The organism is Duganella sp. Dugasp56 (assembly GCF_047304105.1).
Classification (GTDB): domain Bacteria; phylum Pseudomonadota; class Gammaproteobacteria; order Burkholderiales; family Burkholderiaceae_D; genus Rugamonas; species Rugamonas hordei.
Genome location: NZ_JBGLYQ010000012.1, coordinates 88,348 through 108,124 on the forward strand (window position 1 = coordinate 88,348; position 19,777 = coordinate 108,124).

General features: G+C 63.4%; 18 protein-coding genes. 5 read left to right on the forward strand and 13 right to left on the reverse strand.

Translation table 11 applies throughout. The features are described from left to right. Positions 1 to 37 precede the first annotated feature (37 nt). Positions 38 to 379 carry a YkvA family protein gene (locus ACCD07_RS10625; protein ID WP_413447323.1) on the forward strand — a complete coding sequence of 114 codons (342 nt, stop codon included), beginning with the start codon at positions 38 to 40 and terminating at the stop codon, positions 377 to 379. On the opposite strand, the gene phoR is transcribed toward ACCD07_RS10625, so the two are convergent. The 7 genes from phoR to pstS form a co-directional block, all read right to left on the reverse strand. Then, complete coding sequence (phoR, locus tag ACCD07_RS10630) at positions 376 to 1,692, reverse strand: phosphate regulon sensor histidine kinase PhoR (RefSeq protein ID WP_176653878.1); 1,317 nt, start codon at positions 1,690 to 1,692, stop codon at positions 376 to 378. The two genes, ACCD07_RS10625 and phoR, sit on opposite strands and share 4 nt — an antisense overlap. Beyond that, positions 1,692 to 2,381, reverse strand: a complete 690-nt coding sequence (locus ACCD07_RS10635; RefSeq protein WP_090320876.1) for a response regulator — start codon at positions 2,379 to 2,381, stop codon at positions 1,692 to 1,694. The genes phoR and ACCD07_RS10635 overlap by 1 nt, the downstream gene beginning before the upstream one ends. Positions 2,382 to 2,389: 8 nt before the next feature. After that, a complete protein-coding gene (gene phoU, locus ACCD07_RS10640; RefSeq protein ID WP_176653877.1) occupies positions 2,390 to 3,103 on the reverse strand; it encodes a phosphate signaling complex protein PhoU in 714 nt (237 codons plus the stop codon). A 37-nt stretch (positions 3,104 to 3,140) separates the two neighbouring features. Then, positions 3,141 to 3,941, reverse strand: coding sequence for a phosphate ABC transporter ATP-binding protein PstB (gene pstB, locus ACCD07_RS10645; protein WP_176653876.1), 801 nt, complete (start codon positions 3,939 to 3,941; stop codon positions 3,141 to 3,143). 19 nt (positions 3,942 to 3,960) lie between these two features. Beyond that, positions 3,961 to 4,818, reverse strand: coding sequence for a phosphate ABC transporter permease PstA (pstA, locus tag ACCD07_RS10650; protein ID WP_176653875.1), 858 nt, complete (start codon positions 4,816 to 4,818; stop codon positions 3,961 to 3,963). Then, positions 4,818 to 5,771, reverse strand: a complete 954-nt coding sequence (gene pstC, locus ACCD07_RS10655) for a phosphate ABC transporter permease subunit PstC (protein ID WP_353402642.1) — start codon at positions 5,769 to 5,771, stop codon at positions 4,818 to 4,820. The genes pstA and pstC overlap by 1 nt, the downstream gene beginning before the upstream one ends. A 205-nt stretch (positions 5,772 to 5,976) precedes the next feature. Beyond that, positions 5,977 to 7,023 carry a phosphate ABC transporter substrate-binding protein PstS gene (gene pstS / locus ACCD07_RS10660; protein ID WP_176653873.1) on the reverse strand — a complete coding sequence of 349 codons (1,047 nt, stop codon included), beginning with the start codon at positions 7,021 to 7,023 and terminating at the stop codon, positions 5,977 to 5,979. A 301-nt stretch (positions 7,024 to 7,324) separates the two neighbouring features. On the opposite strand from pstS, the gene ppk1 reads away from it, so the two are divergent. Together ppk1 and sixA are read left to right on the forward strand one after the other, a co-directional pair. Beyond that, the gene (gene ppk1, locus ACCD07_RS10665) at positions 7,325 to 9,421 is read left to right on the forward strand and encodes a polyphosphate kinase 1 (RefSeq protein ID WP_176653872.1); all 2,097 of its coding nucleotides are present in this window, start codon (positions 7,325 to 7,327) and stop codon (positions 9,419 to 9,421) included. 70 nt (positions 9,422 to 9,491) lie between these two features. Continuing rightward, positions 9,492 to 9,959 (forward strand): phosphohistidine phosphatase SixA, encoded by a 468-nt coding sequence (gene sixA, locus ACCD07_RS10670; protein WP_413447324.1) that lies wholly within the window; start codon positions 9,492 to 9,494, stop codon positions 9,957 to 9,959. A 271-nt stretch (positions 9,960 to 10,230) separates the two neighbouring features. Here sixA and ACCD07_RS10675 read toward each other — a convergent pair whose 3' ends face one another. From ACCD07_RS10675 to ACCD07_RS10685, 3 genes are all read right to left on the reverse strand, one after another. Beyond that, on the reverse strand, positions 10,231 to 11,331 hold the full coding sequence (locus ACCD07_RS10675; protein ID WP_176653870.1) for a polyamine ABC transporter substrate-binding protein: 1,101 nt from the start codon (positions 11,329 to 11,331) through the stop codon (positions 10,231 to 10,233). Positions 11,332 to 11,423: 92 nt separating this feature from the next. Next, positions 11,424 to 12,809 (reverse strand): flagellar filament capping protein FliD, encoded by a 1,386-nt coding sequence (gene fliD / locus ACCD07_RS10680; RefSeq protein ID WP_176653869.1) that lies wholly within the window; start codon positions 12,807 to 12,809, stop codon positions 11,424 to 11,426. 103 nt (positions 12,810 to 12,912) lie between these two features. After that, the gene (locus ACCD07_RS10685) at positions 12,913 to 14,268 is read right to left on the reverse strand and encodes a CoA transferase (RefSeq protein WP_413447368.1); all 1,356 of its coding nucleotides are present in this window, start codon (positions 14,266 to 14,268) and stop codon (positions 12,913 to 12,915) included. A 101-nt stretch (positions 14,269 to 14,369) separates the two neighbouring features. Here ACCD07_RS10685 and ACCD07_RS10690 point away from each other — a divergent pair, with 101 nt between their 5' ends. Beyond that, entirely contained in the window at positions 14,370 to 15,530 is a 1,161-nt protein-coding gene (locus tag ACCD07_RS10690; protein ID WP_413447325.1) for a citrate synthase family protein, read from the forward strand. Here ACCD07_RS10690 and ACCD07_RS10695 read toward each other — a convergent pair. The 3 genes from ACCD07_RS10695 to alr all read right to left on the reverse strand — a co-directional run bounded on the left by ACCD07_RS10695 (position 15,511) and on the right by alr (position 18,380). Continuing rightward, on the reverse strand, positions 15,511 to 15,810 hold the full coding sequence (locus ACCD07_RS10695; protein WP_353402360.1) for a PilZ domain-containing protein: 300 nt from the start codon (positions 15,808 to 15,810) through the stop codon (positions 15,511 to 15,513). The two genes, ACCD07_RS10690 and ACCD07_RS10695, sit on opposite strands and share 20 nt — an antisense overlap. Before the next feature lie 82 nt (positions 15,811 to 15,892). Beyond that, positions 15,893 to 17,269 (reverse strand): DNA repair protein RadA, encoded by a 1,377-nt coding sequence (gene radA / locus ACCD07_RS10700; RefSeq protein ID WP_176653866.1) that lies wholly within the window; start codon positions 17,267 to 17,269, stop codon positions 15,893 to 15,895. A 16-nt stretch (positions 17,270 to 17,285) separates the two neighbouring features. Then, positions 17,286 to 18,380, reverse strand: coding sequence for an alanine racemase (gene alr, locus ACCD07_RS10705; RefSeq protein ID WP_413447326.1), 1,095 nt, complete (start codon positions 18,378 to 18,380; stop codon positions 17,286 to 17,288). A gap of 129 nt (positions 18,381 to 18,509) precedes the next feature. Between alr and lplT the strand changes: the two genes are divergently transcribed. Then, on the forward strand, positions 18,510 to 19,772 hold the full coding sequence (gene lplT, locus ACCD07_RS10710) for a lysophospholipid transporter LplT (protein ID WP_413447327.1): 1,263 nt from the start codon (positions 18,510 to 18,512) through the stop codon (positions 19,770 to 19,772). Positions 19,773 to 19,777 lie beyond the last annotated feature (5 nt).

The following is a 19,777-nucleotide window of genomic DNA, read 5'->3' on the forward strand; positions in this document are numbered from 1 at the left end:
ATATACTGGGTCGACAGTAAAGATTCTGGAGAACGTCGTGGCCAATACTGATTTCTCAGCGCAATATTCCGATGACCGCTTCTGGCGCAAGACCAAGACTTACGCGAAGGCGGCGGGGAAAGGTGTGCTGGAGCAGGCGTTGAAGATGTATTACTCGGCCATCGATCCGGAGACGCCGAGGTGGGCGAAAGCCACCATCTACGGCGCGCTGGGATATTTCATCTCGCCCATCGACGCCATCCCGGACCTGTTGCCGGTGGTGGGCTATACCGACGATCTGGGCGTGCTCATCGCCGCGGCCGCGGCGGTGGCGGCGCACATCAAGGATGAGCACGTTCAAAAGGCCAGGCAGACGCTGGCCCAGTGGTTCAAGGATTAATTCAGCAACAATTCGGGCTGCCGCTGCACCACCGCCGTCTTCGGCAGGCAGACGATGAAGGTGCTGCCCTTGCCCGCTTCCGACTTGATCTGCAGCGTGGAACCGTGGCGCAGCAGCACGTGCTTGACGATCGCCAGGCCCAGGCCTGTCCCCTGCGTCTCGCGCGAACGGCTCTTGTCGACGCGGTAGAAGCGCTCGGTCAGGCGCGAGATGTGTTCCGGGCTGATGCCGATGCCGGTATCCTCCACCATGAACTTGACGCCACCGTTCTCGACCTCTTTCCACACCAGCTGGATCTTGCCGCCCGCCGGCGTGTAGCGCACCGCGTTCGAGGCCAGGTTGCCGAAGGCGCTGTGCAGTTCCTCGTAGCTGCCCATGATGTCCGGCCCGTTGACCGACATCGTGATCTCGTGCTTGCCGGCCGACAGCGCGCGCGCATCGCGCAGCACCTGCTCCATCAGCTTGGCCATGTCGACCTGCTCCGGCCGCATCGGATAATCGACCGACTCCAGCCGCGACAGGGTCAGCATGTCCTCGATCAGGTGCTGCATGCGGTGGCCCTGCTCCGTCATCAGCTTCAGGTGCGCCGAGCGGGTGGCCACGTCCAGCCCTTCGGACGCGGCGATCTCCAGGAAGCCGACGATCACCGTCAGCGGCGTGCGCAGCTCGTGCGAGGCGTTGGCGATGAAGTCGCGCCGCATCTCTTCGATGCGCTCGCTCTCGGTGGCGTCGTGCGTCACCAGGATCTGGCGGCGGTTTTCAAATGGAATGATATGCACGATCAGCTTGCGCTCGCGGAAGCTGATCGTCAGCGGCTGCTCGTAGCGGCCCAGGATGATGTAATCCATGAAATCCGGGCTGCGCACCAGGTTGGTCACGCGCATGCCCTTGTCGCGCTCGTGCGTCAGGCCCAGGTGCTTCTCGGCGGCCGGGTTGCACCACTCGAGGAACAGCACGTCGTCCATGATGACCACGCCGTCCGGCAGCAGATGCATGGCCTGGCGGAAGCGCGCCAGCCATTCGGTCAGCTCGGCCTGGTTTTTTTCATCGTCGCGGCGCATGCGGTACAGGCGCGAGAAGATGTTGGTCCACGCGCCCCAGCCGTCCGGCAGCTTGGCGCTCTGCGGGTCGTCCATCCAATTGCTCAACTGGTACAGGTACGACAGCTGCACGAACACCAGCACCATCATGGCGATCAGCGCCACCACCAGGCCGTTGATCCAGCCGAACATCCAGCCCAGCGTCGCGCACCCCGCCAGGATAATCGCGGTGCGCAATGCCGCCGGCACCCAGAACACCAGTTTTGGATTCATTATTTCTCCGACAGCATGTAGCCCACGCTACGTACCGTCTTGATCAGATGCTCGGCCTCCTTCAAGGCTTTGCGCAGGCGCAGCACATGGACGTCGACCGTGCGTTCCTCGATCACCACATGGTCGCCCCACACCTTGTCCAGCAGCTGGCTGCGCGAGAACACGCGCTCCGGATGCGCCAGCAGGAACTTCAACAGCTTGTACTCGGCATGGCCGATGTCGATCTTCTGCTCGTCCATCGAGACGGTGCAGCTGACCGGGTCCAGCATGACGTTGGCGGCGCGCATGGTCGCCTGCGCGTGCTCCGGACTCTTGCGGCGCAGCAGCGCCTTGGCGCGGGCCAGCAGCTCGCGCGGCGAGAACGGCTTGGTGACGTAGTCGTCGGCGCCGCTGTTCAGGCCGGCCAGCTTGTCTTCTTCCATGCTCTTGGCGGTCAGCATGATGACCGGGATTTCATTGAACTGGCGGTCCGAACGGATGCGCGCCAGCAGACGCAGGCCGGTCTGGTCCGGCAGCATCCAATCGAGCAAAATCAGCTGCGGCGTGCGGGTCTGGATGAAGTCCCAGGCCTCGCCCACGCTTTGCACGGCGCAGCAGTTCCAGCCCGCCTCGCGCAGCGAAAACGTCACCAGCTCGACGATCGCCGGTTCATCTTCTACTATCAGTACTGTGGTTTTATCAGATGCCATGATTCTCGTTATTCAGCTTGCTCGGGTACGTCGTCCAGCACGTGTGCCGGCTTGGTGTGGCGGATATCCTTGCCTTCGACGACGTAGATGACGTATTCGGCGATGTTCTTGGCGTGGTCGCCGATGCGCTCGATGGCCTTGGCCACCCACAGCGTGTCCAGCGCGGCCGAGATGGTGCGCGGATCTTCCATCATGAAGGTGATCAGGTTGCGCATGATCGAACGGAACTCGTGGTCGATGACGGCGTCCTGGGCGATCAGCTGCAGCGCCTGCTTGCCGTCGTTGCGGGCAAACGCGTCCAGCGCGTCGTGCAGCATATCGCTGGTGTTGTTGGCGATGCCGCGCACCATTTCATAGTGGTTGACGGTGACCGCGCCGCGCGAATGCAGCGCCTTGGCGGTGCGGGCGATCTTGGTCGCCTCGTCGCCGATGCGCTCGAGGTCGGTGATCACCTTGATCGTGGCCATGATGGTGCGCAGGTCGTTGGCGGCCGGCTGGCGGCGCACGATCAGGTGGCTGCAGGCGTCGTCCAGCGACACTTCCAGCTGGTTGACGGCGTCGTCCTCGCGCATCACGCGGTCGGCGCGCTCGGGATTGCCGATGCGGAAGCAGGTCATGGCGTCGAGGAACTGGGTCTCGACGATGCCGCCCATCAGCAGCACCTTGCTGCGGATGGCTTCCAATTCGTTGTCGTACTGCTTGGATGAATGTTCACCGATCATGCTGCTCTCCGTAGTCGATTTGCTATTATAAGTTCGATCAGCCGAAGCGACCGGTGATGTAGTCCTGCGTCTCTTTGCGCGCCGGATTCATGAAGATCTGGTCGGTCTCGCCGAACTCCACCAATTCGCCCAGGTACATATAGGCGGTGTAGTCCGAGCAGCGCGCCGCCTGCTGCATGTTGTGGGTGACGATGGCGATGGTGTAATCCTGCTTCAGTTCGCTGATCAGCTCTTCCACCTTCGAGGTCGAGATCGGATCCAGCGCCGAGGTCGGCTCATCGAGCAGCAGCACGTCCGGCTTGACCGCGACGCCGCGCGCGATGCACAGGCGCTGCTGCTGGCCGCCCGACAGCGACAGGCCGCTCTTGGTCAGCTTGTCCTTGACCTCGCCCCACAGCGCGGCCTTCTTCAGCGCCCATTCGACGCGCTCGTCCATCTCGCCTTTCGACAGGTCTTCGTACAGGCGCACGCCGAAGGCGATGTTGTCGTAGATCGACATCGGGAACGGCGTCGGCTTCTGGAACACCATGCCGACCTTGGCGCGCAGCATGTTGACGTCCTGGCCGTCCTCGAGGATGTTGCGGCCGCGGTACATGATCGAACCCTCGGCGCGCTGGCCGGGATACAGGTCGTACATGCGGTTCAAGGTGCGCAGCAGCGTCGACTTGCCGCAGCCGGACGGGCCGATGAAGGCGGTGACCTGCTTCTCGTGGATGTCCAGGTTGACGTTGGTCAGGCTCTGGGTCTTACCGTAGAAGAAGTTCAGGCCGGAGATCTCGATGGTTTTGCGTTTGCCGTTCATGGCGATGACATTTTCTGGGCTCAGTTGCGTATTCATGATTGATCGCTTTATTCAATTAATTCGGGATTTTCTGGCTGAACAGGGTGCGCGAGATGATATTCAGCGCCAACACGCTGAAGGTCACCAGCAGCGCGCCGCCCCAGGCCAGCTCGCGCCAGTTGTCGTACGGGCTCATGGCGAAGCCGTAGATCACCACCGGCAGGTTGGCCATCGGCGCGTTCATGTCGGCGCTGAAGAACTGGTTGTTGAGCGCAGTGAACAGCAGCGGCGCGGTCTCGCCGGAGATGCGGGCCACGGCCAGCAGCACGCCGGTGATCACGCCGGCCTTGACGGCGCGCAGGCGCACCATCATCGCCACTTTCCAGCGCGGCGCGCCGAGCGCGAAGGCCGCTTCGAGCAGGCTGTTGGGCACCAGGCGCAGCATGTTGTCGGTGGTGCGCACCACCACCGGAATCGCGATCAAGGCCAGCGCCAGCGAACCGGCGTAGCCGGAATAGTGCTTGGCGGTGGCCACGTACATGGCCCAGACGAACATGCCGACCACGATCGACGGCGCCGACAGCATGATGTCGGTGACGAAGCGGGTGATGGCCGCGACCTTGTTCTCTTCGCCGTATTCGGCCAGGTAGATGCCGGCCAGGATGCCGATCGGGGTGCTGATCGCGGTCGACAGGCCGACGATCATCAGCGAGCCGACGATGGCGTTGGCCAGGCCGCCGCCTTCGCTGCCGGGGGCCGGCGTGGTTTGCGTGAACAGGTTGACGCTGAGCGCGCCGAAGCCCTTGATCGCCAGCGTGACCAGGATCCACGCCAGCACCAGCAGGCCGATCGACATCGCGCCGACCGACAGCGCGATGCCGATGCGGTGCGTCAGCAGGCGCTTGCGGTACACAGGGTTCATGACTTGGTTCATTATTTGACGCCTTCCTTGCGAGACATGCCGGCCAGCATCAGCTTGGCGGCGGACAGAACGATAAAGGTGATCACGAACAGGATCAGTGCCAGCGCGAACAGCGAGGACGTGTGCAGCACGGTGTCGGACTCGGCGAATTCGTTGGCCAGGGTCGAGGCGATCGAGTTGCCCGCCGCGAACAGCGACCACGACAGCTTGTTGGCGTTGCCGATGACGAAGGTCACGGCCATGGTTTCGCCCAGCGCGCGGCCCAGTCCCAGCATGACGCCTCCGACCACGCCGGTCTTGGTGTAAGGCAGCACGATCTTGCGCACCACCTCCCAGCGGGTGCAGCCCAGGCCGTAGGCCGATTCCTTCAGCACGGCTGGCACGATCTCGAACACATCGCGCATCACCGACGAGATGAAGGGGATGATCATCACGGCCAGGATCAGCGCGGCGGTCAGGATGCCGATGCCCATGGTCGGCCCGCTGAAGAACTGGCCGATGATGGGCAGGTGGCCCAGGGTGTTCTTCAGCAGCGGCTGCACGTAGTCGCCGAACAGCGGCGCGAACACGAACAGGCCCCACATGCCGTAGATGATGGACGGCACGCCGGCCAGCAGCTCGACCGCCGTGCCCAGCGGGCGGCGCAGGCCGGCCGGGCAGATCTCGGTCAGGAACAGCGCGATGCCGAAGCTGACCGGGAAGGCGATCAGCAGCGCGATGCCGGACGTGGCCAGGGTGCCGACGATGGCGATCAGCGCGCCGTACTTGTCGTTGACCGGATCCCACTCGACGGTGGTGATGAAGGCCGGGCCGAATTCCTTGAACGCCGGCCAGGCGCCGATGACCAGCGTGACGATGATGCCAGACAGCACCGCCAGCACGGACAGCGCGAACAGCATCGTGGTTTTGTGGAAGAAGAAGTCCTGGATGCGCTGGTTGCGCATGGTGCGGTGCATGGCCTGCATTGCGGCCTGTTCCGCGGCGGTGATCGCGGCGGAAGTGTGGGTGGCCAAGGCGGGTTCCGGTTTATTCATAGACGTGGAAGTGATATCGGCGCTCATATTATTGTCTCGTGGATGTAAGCTAGCCTGCGGCTCCCGGTCGGGAGGCGCAGGCTAACCCCCTCGCCGCCGCGCTTGCTGCTGCGCCGCGGCGAAGGGACGGTCCGGATTAGTAGATGGCCTTGCCCGAAGCGTCTTTCAGGTTGGCTTTCCAGGAATCCTGTACCAGCTTGACAACCGATGCCGGCAGCGGCACGTAGTCCAGTTCGGTGGCAGCGGCGCCGCCGTTCTTGAAGGCCCAGTCGAAGAACTTGACGACTTCCTTGCCTTTGGCTGCGTCAGCCTGGGCTTTGTGCATCAGGATGAACGACACGCCGGTGATCGGCCACGAGTTCTTGCCGGCCTGGTCGGTCAGCACCACGCCGAAGCCCGGGGTCTTGGTCCACTCGGCCGAAGCGGCGGCGGCTTTGAAGAAGTCGTCGTCAGGCTGCAGGAAGTTGCCGTCCTTGTTTTTCAGCTGGGTGTGCGCCATCTTGTTTTTCTTGGCATAAGCCCACTCGACGTAGCCGATCGAACCCTTGATGCGCTGCACGTTGGCGGCGACGCCTTCGTTACCCTTGCCACCGACGCCGACGGCCCACTTGACGGCGGTACCGGAACCGATCTTGGTCTTGAACTCGGCATTGGTTTTCGACAGGAAGTCGGTGAACAGGAAGGACGTGCCCGAACCGTCGGCGCGGTGCACCACGGTGATGTCTTCGCCCGACAGCTTCACGCCTGGGTTCAGCGCGGTGATCGCGGCGTCATTCCACTTGGTGATCTTGCCCAGGTAGATGTCGGCGACAACCGGGCCGGTCAGCTTCAGCTGGCCGGGGGTGATGCCGTCCAGGTTGACCACGGTCACAACGCCGCCCATGATGGCCGGGAATTGCATCAGGCCTTCGGCGTCCAGTTCTTCCGCTTTCAGCGGCATGTCGGAGGCGCCGAAATCGACGGTCTTGGCCTTGATCTGCTTGATACCCGCGCCCGAACCGACGGACTGATAGTTCAGGCCGTTGCCGGTGCTGGCTTTGTAAGCTTCAGCCCATTTGGCGTAGATAGGATATGGGAAGGTGGCGCCGGCGCCGGTCATATCGGCGGCGTGGGCGGCGGACGAGAATGCCATAACGGCAGATACGCCTACTACCAGGGAGGAGAACAATTGTTTGAGTCGCATTTCAAGTCCTTTGTTATGACAGGTTAGGATGCTGCGCAGTCTACCGCCCGAATATGACAGGTTTATGACATCCACCGAATCTGTAAAAAATATTATTTTGACTCGATTTGCGCAGTGCTTCCCTATGAGAACAGGCCATGGTGCCGGCATATGTTACGCCCTTCCTGTCATAATTGGCGTAACCGAACGGTCATTTATGACAGCCTTTGTCACGGACTTGTCATATTTCTTCTTTACACTGTTGCATCATCCTTCCGCGTTCAGGATAGAATGAGATTAACTGCAAAGTGAACAAAAAGACATGAAGCCTGACTTGCATGCTGACGTAAACAAGAACTCCGCCTTCCTGGACCGGGAGCTGTCGCAACTGATGTTCAACCGGCGCGTGCTGGCGCAAGCGGAAGACAAGAGCATTCCCTTGCTCGAGCGGCTGCGCTACCTGTGCATCGCCAGCAGCAACCTGGACGAATTCTTCGAAGTGCGCGTGGCCAGCCTGCTGGCGGCCGGCAGCGTCGACGGCTCGATGTCCAACCACCCCGCCCTGGTGGCCACGCTGTCGCGCATCAGCAATGAATGCCACGCGCTGGTCACCCACCAATATGAAATCCTCAACCAGGAAGTGTTGCCGCAGCTGGCCGCCAACGGCGTGCACCTGGTGCGCCACAACGAGCGCAATGATGCGCAGCGCGCCTGGGTCAAGGAATATTTCGACACCGAGGTGCGGCCGCTGCTGACGCCGATCGGCCTGGATCCGGCCCACCCGTTCCCGCAAGTGGTCAACAAGAGCCTCAATTTCATCGTCTCGCTGTCCGGCAAGGACGCGTTCGGCCGCGGCACCGCGATCGCCATCGTCAAGGCGCCGCGCGTGCTGCCGCGCGTGATCCGCCTGCCCGACCATTTGTCGAAGAGCGGCGGCGTGTCGTTCTGCCTGCTGTCGTCCATCATCCACGCGCACATCTCGGACCTGTTCGCCGGCCGCGAGGTGATCGCCTATTCGCAGTTCCGCGTCACCCGCGACTCCGACCTGTGGGTCGACGAGGACGAGGTCAAGAACCTGCGCCAGGCCTTGAAGGGCGAGTTGCAGGGCCGCCAGTTCGGCACCTCGGTGCGGCTGGAAGTGGCCAAGAACTGCCCGCCGGAACTGTCGCAATTCCTGCTCGACCAGTTCGGCCTGCACCAGAGCCGGCTGTACGCCGTCAACGGCCCGGTCAACCTGGTGCGCCTGACCGAGATCATGGACCACGTCGACAATCCGACGCTGCGCTTCCCGCCTTTCATCCCCGGCATCGCGCAAAAGCCGGGCAGCCCGGACATTTTCGCGGCGCTGCGTGAAAACGATATCCTGCTGCACCACCCCTACCAGACCTTCCAGACGGTGATCGACTTCATCCGCAGCGCGGCGATGGATCCGGCCGTGGTGGCCATCAAGCAGACCATCTACCGCACCGGCATGAACTCGGACCTGATGGAATCGCTGATCCTGGCGGCGCGCTCGGGCAAGGAAGTGACCGTCATCGTCGAGCTGAAGGCGCGCTTCGACGAGGAAGCCAACATCAACTGGGCCGACAAGCTGGAACAGGCCGGCGCCCAGGTGGTGTACGGCGTGGTCGGCCTGAAGACGCACGCCAAGGTGGCGCTGGTGATACGCCGCGAGGACAACAAGCTGCGCTTCTACGCCCACCTCGGCACCGGCAACTACCACCCGACCACCACCAAGTTCTACACCGATTTCGGCCTGCTGACCTGCCATCCGGGCATCAGCCAGGAAGTCAACGAGGTGTTCATCCACCTGACCAGCCTGACCAAGCCGCACCGGCTGACGCATTTGTGGCTGGCGCCGTTCGCGCTGCAGAACGAAATCATCAAGTCCATCCGCAACGAAGCGCGTATCGCGCGCGCCGGACGTCCGGGACGGATTATTGTTAAAATAAATGCACTAGTGGATGAGTCGGTGATACGCGCGCTGTACGCGGCGTCCAAGGACGGCGTCAAGATCGACCTGATCGTGCGCGGCGCCTGTACGCTGAAGCCTGGCGTGCCGGGCCTGTCGGAGAATATCCGCGTGCGCTCCATCATCGGCCGCTTCCTGGAACACAGCCGGATTTACTATTTCCGCAACGACCTGGCGCACGATGTGATGCTGGCCAGCGCGGACTGGATGAGCCGCAACCTGTTCCGCCGCATCGAAGTCGCCTTCCCCGTCCTGGACAAGGCGCTCAAGCGGCGGGTGCTGGCGGAGGGATTGAATCCTTATCTGAAGGACAATATGAACGCGTGGGAGCTGGAACCGGACGGCCACTACCAGCGCCGCAAGGCGCGCGGCAAGCAGGTTCATTACAGCGCGCAGCAACACTTGATGGACACGCTGGGCACGGCCCAAGGCCATTTGGGAGAATAACAATAAGGTGGCGGCGGGCCGGGAGGCGCGCCGTGGGGATCTTTTTTCAAATGTCAGTCAGGAGAAAAACATGGATCTCATTTTGTGGCGACACGCCGAGGCGGAAGAGATGGCGCCCGGCATGTCCGATCTGGAACGCGCGCTGACCGTCAAGGGCCAGAAACAGGCGCGCCGCATGGGCCAGTGGCTCGATTCCCAGCTGCCCGACAGTTGCCGCATCCTGGCCAGCCCGGCCGTGCGCACCTTGCAGACGGTGGAGGCGCTGGGGCGCAAATTCAAAATGCACACCGACCTGGCGCCCGGCGCCGATCCGGCCGACATCCTCAAGGCGGTCAACTGGCCGGGCAACAAGGATTCGGTGCTGGTGGTCGGCCACCAGCCGACGCTGGGCCAGGTGGCCTCGCTGTTGCTGACCGGCGACGACCTGGAATGGGACATCCGCAAGGCCAGCGCCTGGTGGTTTTCCCAGCGCGACCCCGGCAATGCGATGAGCGTCTACCTGAAGGCGGTGATGGCTGCCGACCTGGTGGTGAAATAAACGGGAGAAATCGCAACGCAGAGCTTGTAAAGCGGCAACCATCTGCTAAAGTTTAATCGTATCAACTTGAGGGAGGATGCGATGTTTACCTTGCTCACTATGGGCATCTTCGGAGGAATGATTGCCTTGGTTGTGTACGAACTGGTGGAGGAAATGCGCGGCAGCAAGCACAAACTGAACGACCGCTACCACGAGTAGCACCAGCTTCATTGAAGCCTTTTCGGCGCCAGCGGCGTGTCCTTCAAGACCCGCCACTCGCGCCGATCATCGTTTACATGCCCGTTTTAAACTTCGTATAGACGCGCGTGATGTTGCGGCGGATGTCGGCCGGCACCGCTTCCGGCGCCGCCATGCGCTGCTTGTCGGCCTCGGACAGGAACACCGTCTTGTTGCTGGCGATATCCTTGCGCACGAACTTCAGGCTGGCCGTGTTCGGGTTGGCATAGAACACCTTGTTGGTCAGGCTGGCGTGCACTTCCGGCCGCATGATGTAGTTGATCCACAAATGGGCGTTGTTCGGGTGCGGCGCGTCGGCCGGGATCGCCATCGTGTCGAACACCAGCGCGGCCGAGGTCTTCGGTATCAGCACTTCGATCACGTTGCCGTTCTTGGCGTCGATGGCGCGCTGGCGGGCGATGTTGATGTCGCCCGACCAGCCCAGCGCCACGCAGACGGCGCCGTTGGCCATGTCGTTGATATAGCCGGATGAGCTGAACAGTGTGACGTAGGGACGGATCGCCTGCAGCATCTTGCCGGCCTCGGTGTAGTCGGCGGCGTTTTTCGAGTAGGCAGGCTTGCCCAGGTAGATCAGCGCGGCCGGCAGCACTTCCGACGGCGAGTCGAGGAAGGACACGCCGCACGATTTCAGCTTGGAGGCGTATTTCGGATTGAAGATCAGCTCCCAGGCATTGTCCGGCATCGGCATGGCGCCCAGCGCGGCCTTGACCTTGTTGACGTTGATGCCGACCGTGGTATAGCCCCACAGCCAGTCGACCAGGTAGTCGTTGCCCGGGTCGATATTGGCCAGCTTGGCCTGGATGGCCGGGTCCATGTTCTTCAGGTTGGTCAGCTTGGACTTGTCCAGCTTGCGCAGCAGCTTGCCGTCGATCTGCAACCGCGCCCACTGGGCGGTCGGCACCACGATGTCGTAGCCGGATTTGCCGGCCACCAGCTTGGAGTTCAGGATTTCGTTGTTATCAAACAGGTCATAACGGACCTTGATACCGGTTTCCTTTTCAAAATTCTTAACGGTATCGTCGGCGATATAGTCCGACCAGTTGTAGATATTGAGGACTTTTTCCTCTTGCGCCTGCACCGCACCGGCCATCAAACCCGCCGCCAACAGCGCCGCACCAACGAACTTCCCTGCCATAGCACCTCCGAAAGTGGAATCATTCACAAGCCGTGATGATCGGGCATAGCCAGTTTCGATGCAAGGAATTCGTTAAAAATAGGTCGTTGCGGTCAACCCAGCATGTCGAACAAGCTGCCGGAACTACCCGCAGCCCCGTTCAACGCGCTGCCGGCGCCGGTTTGCGCCTGCGCCGTGTACAGCGCCGCCAGCGCGGTGGCCTGCGCCGTCAGCGCCTTGGTCAGCACGGTGCGCTTGTTGTTGATGTTGGTGATGTCCCGGCTGACCAGGCTGGCCTCCTTGCTGATGACGCTGCTGTCCGAGGTCAGCGCGCCGGCCTTGGAGGCCATCAGGTCGGCGATGCCCTTGCCGTTGTTGGTGAACAGCTTGCCGACCGCCGACGAATCGGCCGTCAGCGCGGCCTGCAGTTTCTTATCGTCGACCACCAGGTTGCCGCTGCTGTCCTGGGTGACGCCTGCCGCGTTCAGCGCCGAAATCGAGACGCTGCCGCCGCCGGTTTTCAGCAGCAGGTTGAACTGGCTGGTGACCTGCCCCATCGCCGTGTCGGACTTCAGGTCGCCCTTTTGCAGCGCCTGCAGCTTCTTGTTCAGGTCGTTGTAGGCGCTGACGAAGGATTTCAGGTTGGCGCCGATCTGGCTCGCGTCCTGGGTGATGGTGACGTCGGTCTTGCCGGTGGCGGTCAGGGTCAGCGTGGCGCCGGCGATGGCCTTGTCCTTGTCCAGCGTGTTGCTGGGGCTGGTGACGTCCTTGCCGTCGACGGTCAGGATGGCATCCATCGCGGCGCTGGTCTGCTTGAGTTCCTGCTTGCCGTCGGGATCGAAGGCCAGCATGCCCTTCAGCGCCGCGTCGCCGCTGACGCTGATGCGCATGCTGTTGGCGGCGCCGCTCTGGCCGGCGATCGCCAGCGAGAACTTGCCGTCGTCGCCCTTGACCACCTTGACGTCCACGCCGGCCGCCTTGAACGCGGCGGCGATGCCGTCCAGCGTGTTGTTGCTGCTGTCGATGGTGATCGATTTGCTGCTCGCCGTGCCGTTGATGACGAAGCCCTTGTCGCCGCCGGCCGTGCCGAAGTCGATCTTGACGGTGGTGGCGGCGCCGCTGCCTATCTTGCTGTCGGACGCGGGGAAGGCGTCGCTGGTCAGGAACTGGCCCTGCGCCAGTTGCTTGACGTCCACCGCATAGGTGCCGGCCTTGGCGGTGCCGGTGGAGCTGGCCGTCAACACGCTCTTGACCGAACTGGCGGCGCTGGTGCTCAGGCCGCTGCCGCTCAGGCTGGCCGCGACCGACTGGAAGCTGGCCAGCGCGCTTTGCAGCTGGCCCAGCGCCGACAGTTTGGTCTGGTCGTTCTTCAGCGTCGTGTTCAGCTTGGTGGCGGCGCTGTTCTGCGACGCCATCGTCTGCTGGACGCGATTGTAGACGTCGGTCGATATCGCCGAATTGGCGGTGTTCGTGGTGCTGTTGATGCTGGAGGTGGCCATGGTCCGTTCCGCCGAGTTTGGTTAGGTAGTATGCAACATCGGCGGATTTTCAAAGCGGCGAACAGAACGGGATTTGCGCTTCTGCTTTGGAACCTCCGCTTTACTACCAATTGGGCGGCGCCGAACCGAGCGCGCTGGCCGGCCGGTCCCAGGCCATGGACGCACCATCGATCGCCACCGGCGGCCAGTAGCGGCGCGCTGGTCCCCACGTGGTCTGCTCCAGCGCCGGCGCCAGATCGGCATCGCTCGCCGGCGCCAACGCGCCCGCGTCCACGCCGCCATCCGGCGACATCTGCGCCAGCAGCAACGCCGTCCTCGCCAGCGACAAGCGGGCGGTCGCGACGCTTCCATCTGCAAGCCGGTGTAAAAGCCCGCGCACCACCGCCGCGGCAATCAGGTAGCCGGTCGCATGATCCAGCGCCTGCACCGGCAGCGGCACCGGCTTTGCAGCCCCCTGCCAGCGCATGCCCCGGTCCGCGATTCCCGCGCTCATCTGCACCAGGCTGTCGAAGCCGCGCCGTCCGGCCAGCGGCCCGGTCCAGCCATACGCATCCAGCGCCACGTCGATCAGCCCCGGATTCAAGCGCCGGCGCACATCCTCGCCGAATCCCAGCCGCTCCAAAGCCGCCGGGCGATAGCCATGCACCAGCACATCCGCCTGCGCCAGCAATCCGGAAAATATCGCCCTGTCGTCTTCCGAACGAAGATCCAGCCGCGCACAACGCTTGCCCAAGGTCACCTCCGGTATCACGCCCGGCTCGCTCCAGTCCGGCGGATCGATGCGCAGCACATCGGCCCCGTAGCCGGCCAGGAAGCGCGTCGCCACCGGCCCCGCCAATACCCGCGTCAAGTCCAGCACCTTCAGCCCCGCCAGCGGCCGCGACGGCGTCCCCGCCCAGCCGGCATTGAAGCTGCCCGGCGCGGTCGCCACCGCGACCAGCGGCTCGGTGGCCACCGCCCTGCCCTGCTCGTGCTCCGCCCATTCCGCGCTTGACCGCATCATGGCCGCGCAGCCGCCCTGCGCCACCACGGCCGCCTCCAGTTCGGCGCCGCGCCAGCGCGCCACCGCCCGCGTCACCGCGTCCCTGTCGACGGCAACGCCCAGCACCGCCAGCGCCGCATCCCGATGATGCACGGCGTTGGTATGCAGGCGTATCCAGCCGTCTGCGGTGGCGTAGTCGCCCGCCACCGCGTCCCACAACGGCGGACGCTCCCAACCCACCGGATGGATGGACCAGCTGAACCATAACGACGCCAGCCGCCGGTCCACCCGCACGCGCGCCGGCCGTCCGCCCTGTGCCGCGATCAGCTCGCGCACCGCCAGCGCCGCCGCGCCCACCGACGCCGCCGCCAGGTCCGTCACCGCGTAACATGAAGGCAACGCGCCTTCGCCGGTAAAATCGACTGCCTGCAGCGCCGACGGCGGCAACGCCAGCGACGACCAGACAGCCTCTAACATTTTAGACATGAGCGCTCCGGGAATTGATATGCTGTCCCAGCTTAGGACTGCCCGCAGGGGGCGTCAATCTTGACTTGAAGTGTCAACATAGGAAATCTGCAATGGTGTGGATGACAGCGGCGGAAGCCTTGAAGGTACTGAATGTCCGCCCGCAAACGCTGTACGCCAACGTCAGCCGTGGCAAGATCCGCGCCAAGACCGACGATGCCGATCCGCGCCGCAGCCTCTACCACCGCGACGATATCGCGCGCATGGCCCAGCGCAGCAACGGCCGCCGCAAGATCGACGTCGTCTCCGCGCAGGCCATGCAATGGGGCGACCCGGTGCTGCCCTCCGCCATTTCCACCGTGCACAACGGCCGCCTCTTCTATCGCGGCCAGGACGCCGCAGAACTGTCGGCCACCGCCACGCTGGAAGATATCGCCATGCTGCTGTGGCAATCCGAGCCCGGTCAGCCGCCGTCGCTGCCGCTGGCCGATTCCGCTGCACCAATCGTGACCGACAGCGCGCTGGGCGCCGGCCTGCTCGCCCTTGCGCTGCGCAGTGCCGGCGATCCGCCTACACTGGGCCGGCCCGCCGCCGACTTGCGCGCCGAGGCCGCCTGCGTGCTGGCCACGCTGACGCAGGCGATGACAGGACCGCCGACGGACGGGGCCTGCACCATCAGCCGGCGCCTGGCGCAAGCATGGCAGCGTCCCGACGCTGAAGACATGATCCGCCGCGCGCTGGTGCTGATGGCCGATCACGAACTGAACGCCTCGACCTTCGCCTTGCGGGTGGCCATCTCCACCGGCGCCTCGTTGGCCGCCGGTGTGCTGGCCGGCTTCACCACGCTGACCGGCCCGCTGCACGGCGGCGCCTCGGCGGAGTTCGCCAGGCTGACCGAGGCCGCCAAGCTGCATGGCGCCGAAACAGCCATCGGGCAATGGCTGGCAAGCGGCCGGCCGCTGCCCGCGTTCGGCCATCCGCTGTATCCGGAAGGCGACTCGCGCGCGCGTACCCTGTTGAATTTATTACCGAAAATGGAACCGTATGCAGCCCTCGCCGCCGCGGCAGAAGTCCAGGCGGGCGAACTGCCGAACATCGACTTTGCGCTGACGCTGCTCGCCGCGGCACACCAGCTGCCGGACGACGCGCCCTTCATCCTGTTTGCGCTGGGACGCTGCGTCGGCTGGCTGGCGCATGCACTGGAACAGGTGCAGGCCAACCGCCCGATACGCCCGAGGGCCCGCTACGTCGGGCCTAGCGAAGGAATTTATTGACGGCGGTGGTGGTGGCCGCGTCCGGATTGAGGAACTGCAGGCCGATCTTGAAATGGTCGCCGCTGAAAATACAGTAGCTCACCTTGGAACGGCTGCTCAAAATCTGCGCCTTGCCGTCGATGAACAATTCAAACGATACCTGACCCATGTGCCCGACGGCCAGCTTATGGTCGAACGTGAGCGAGAGTCCGTTGGAGCTGATATCGATCGTCCTGCCCTGCTGGGGCGGCATGCCATCCATCGCCAAGACTACCTTGGCGCGCACGATCTTGCGCGCCATCGATCTTTGATCAACTAACACTATCCTGTCCTTTATTACTTGTTATTCAGTATTACCGATTACAACCCGTAACAATACAACGTTATTGGATTTCGCGCAGCTTATTGAAGGCGTCATCGATACGATCAACAGCGATGATGGTCATGCCCTCGATCGGCTGCTTGGGCGCGTTCGCGGTCGGTATCATCGCCATCGAGAAGCCCAGCTTGGCCGCCTCGCGCAGGCGCTCCTGTCCGCGCGGCGCCGGCCGGATCTCGCCCGCCAGGCCGACCTCGCCAAACACCACGAATCCGCGCGGCAAGGGCTTGCTGCGCATCGACGAGTTAATTGCTAATAATACCGCCAGGTCGGCCGCCGGTTCGGTGATCTTGACGCCGCCCACGGCATTGATGAACACGTCCTGGTCGAACGCCGCGATACCCGCGTGACGGTGCAATACCGCCAGCAACATCGCCAGCCTATTTTGCTCCAGACCGACCGACAAACGGCGCGCGTTAGGCAGGTGGCTGGCGTCGACCAGCGCCTGGATTTCCACCAGCAAAGGCCGCGTGCCCTCCTGCGTCACCATCACGCAGGAACCCGGCACCTGATTGTCATGCTGCGACAGGAACAGCGCCGACGGATTGGACACGCCCTTCAAGCCCTTCTCGGTCATCGCAAACACGCCCAGCTCGTTGACCGCGCCGAAACGGTTCTTGATCGCCCGCACCAGACGGAAGCTCGAATGGTTGTCGCCCTCGAAATACAGCACCGTATCGACGATGTGCTCGAGCACGCGCGGACCGGCCAGCGCGCCTTCCTTGGTCACGTGGCCGACCAGGATGATGGTGATGCCGGTCTGCTTGGCCACCCGCGTCAGCTGCGCCGCGCACTCGCGCACCTGCGCCACCGACCCGGGCGCCGAGCTCAGCGCGTCCGAATAGACGGTCTGGATCGAATCGATGACCGCCACTTCCGGCTTCAGGTCGGCCAGCGTGCCGAGGATTTTTTCCAGCTGGATTTCAGCCTGCAATTTCAGGTCGCGCGCGTCGATGTTCAGCCGCTTGGCGCGCAACGCGATCTGGGCGCCGGATTCCTCGCCGCTGACATACAGCACTTTTTTCAGGTGGGAGACGTTGGCCAGCGCTTGCAGCAGCAGGGTCGACTTGCCGATGCCGGGGTCGCCGCCGATCAGCACCACGCCGCCGGACACCAGGCCGCCGCCCAGCACGCGGTCGAATTCCTCGATGCCGGTGCCGAAGCGCGGCACGTCGATGGCGTCGATATCGGCCAGCGACAGCACCGGCGCCGTCTGCGCCAGCGACAGGTGCTGCGGCTGCGAATAGCGGTTGTTGCCGCCCGCCTCGATGACGGTTTCCACCATCGTGTTCCACTGCTGGCAGGACGAGCACTGGCCGGTCCACTTGGTGGCGGTGCCGCCGCATTCGCTGCAGGTATAGTTGGTCTTGGGCTTGGCCACGTATTGAATCCTCTCCTCAGCCCTCGACCACCGGCACGCGCTGCGCCAGCGCGCACATCAGCTCGTAGCCGATGGTGCCGGCCGATTCGGCCACGTCGTCGATCGGCAAGCCCCGGCCCCACAGCGTGACCTTGCTGCCCACGCGCGCCGACGGCAGGTCGGTCAGGTCGACGGTCAGCATGTCCATCGACACCCGGCCCGCCAGGCGCGTCTTGACGCCGTCGACCAGCACAGGCGTGCCCAGCGGCGCGTGGCGCGGATAGCCGTCCGCATAACCGCAGGCCACCACGCCGATGCGCATCGGCCCCTCGGCCTGGAAGCGGCTGCCGTAGCCGACCGCGTCGCCGGCGGCGATGTCCTGGATGCCGATCAGTTCGCTGCTCAAGGTCATCGCCGGCTGCAGGCCGAACTCCTCGGCGGTGCCGCCGCCCGGCGTGCCGCCGTACAGCATGATGCCGGGACGCACCCAGTCGTTACGCAAGGTATCGTGATGCAGCAGCACGCCGGCCGAGTTCGACAGGCTGCGCAAGCCCGGCAAGCCGGCCGCGCCCAGCTCGAAGCGGCGGATCTGCTCGGTGATCGGCATCAGCGGATGGTCGACGTCGTCGGCGTTGGCGAAATGGGTCATCAGCGTGATGCTGCCGACGCAGGAAATCGCGCTCAGGCGCGCATGGGCGGCGGCGTAGGCGTCCGGCATGAAGCCGAGACGGTTCATGCCGGTGTTCATTTTCAGATGCAGGTCAAATTTGATGCCGCGCGCGCTCAGGCTTTCCTGCGCCGCTTCCAGCCACTCCAGCTGCTCGGTGCAATGCACGGCGGACTGCAGGTCGTAGCCGGCCATGGTCTTCAAATCCGCCGGACCGAAGAATCCCTCCAATAAGAGGATGGGCTTTTTCCAGCCCATTTCACGCAGGCGCACCGCGTTGTCGAACTCGACCAGCGCCAGGCCGTCGGCCTCGGCCAGGCCGCGCATGACGCGTTCCAGGCCATGGCCGTAGCCATTGGCCTTGAGCACACCCCACGCCTTGGCGCCGGGCGAGCGCTGCTTGGCCACTGCCAGGTTGTGCTTGATGGAATCGACGTGAATGGTAGCGACTATCGGCCTTGGCATGAGCATTCCGAACAGAATATTAGAAGGCCGTATTTTACCGTGTGCGGGCAGGTCCGTCCGGGTCAATTCTTGGGAATACGATCAAAGCATGGTATAAAGCAAGCCAGATAAGTTTTCAGGCATCCCAGAATGAATCGTGGTTTCTATACCATTATGGCAGCGCAATTCTTTTCGTCCTTGGCGGATAATGCGCTGCTCTTTGTTGCGATCGACTTGCTGGTAACGATGAAGTCCCCGGCGTGGATCACGCCGCTACTGAAGCTGTCGTTTACGCTGTTTTACGTGCTGTTGGCAGCATTTGTCGGCGCCTTCGCCGACTCCATGCCCAAGGGCAAGGTTATGTTTATTTCTAACCTGATTAAAGTAGCCGGCTGTTTATTGATATTCGCGCATGTGCATCCGCTGCTGGCCTACGCGCTGGTCGGCTTTGGCGCCGCAGTATATTCCCCCGCCAAATACGGCATCCTGACCGAATTACTTCCCGCAGAGAAACTTGTCGCCGCCAATGGCTGGGTTGAAGGCCTGACCGTGATGTCGATCATCTTCGGCACCGTCATGGGCGGCAAGCTGGTGGGCGGCCAGGTATCGTCGTTCCTGCTCGGCTTCGACATACCGATGATAGACACCGGCATCGACACCCCGCCCGAGGCGGCGCTGTGCGTGGTGGTCGGCATCTATATGCTGGCGGCGCTGTTCAATACCCGCATCCCGGACACCGGCTGCGTCTACGGCCACCAGGAACGCAATCCGATCAAGCTGATCACCGACTTCGCCAATTGCTACGGCCTGCTGTGGAAAGACAAGCTGGGCCAGATCTCGCTGGCGGTCACCACGCTGTTCTGGGGCGCCGCGCAAACCTTGCAGTTCATCGTGCTGGAGTGGGCCAACCGCACGCTCAAGCTGAGCTACGAGCAGTCGACCAGCCTGGTGGGCGTGGTCGCGATCGGCGTGGCGCTGGGCGCCGTGCTGTCTGCGCGCTTCGTCTCGCTGCGCAAGTCGTTGAAGGTGATCCCGATGGGCATCGCCATGGGCGTGATCGTCATGAGCATGACGCTGGTGCATTCGGTGACCTTGGCCTATCCGCTGCTGATCCTGGTCGGCCTGCTGGGCGGCTTCTTCCTGGTGCCGATGAACGCGCTGCTGCAGCACCGCGGCCACGTGCTGATGAGCGCCGGCCACTCGATCGCGGTGCAGAACTTCAACGAGAACCTGTCGATCCTGACCATGCTGGCCGTGTATTCGCTGATGCTGCGCGGCCACCTGAACCTGGACATCATCATCGTGCTGTTCGGCCTGTTCCTGGCCGGCACCATGTTCGTCATCATGCGCAAGCATGCGGCCAACCAGCGCGAATTCGATTCCGTCGCGCTGATCGGCGAAGCCAAGCATTAAATCTG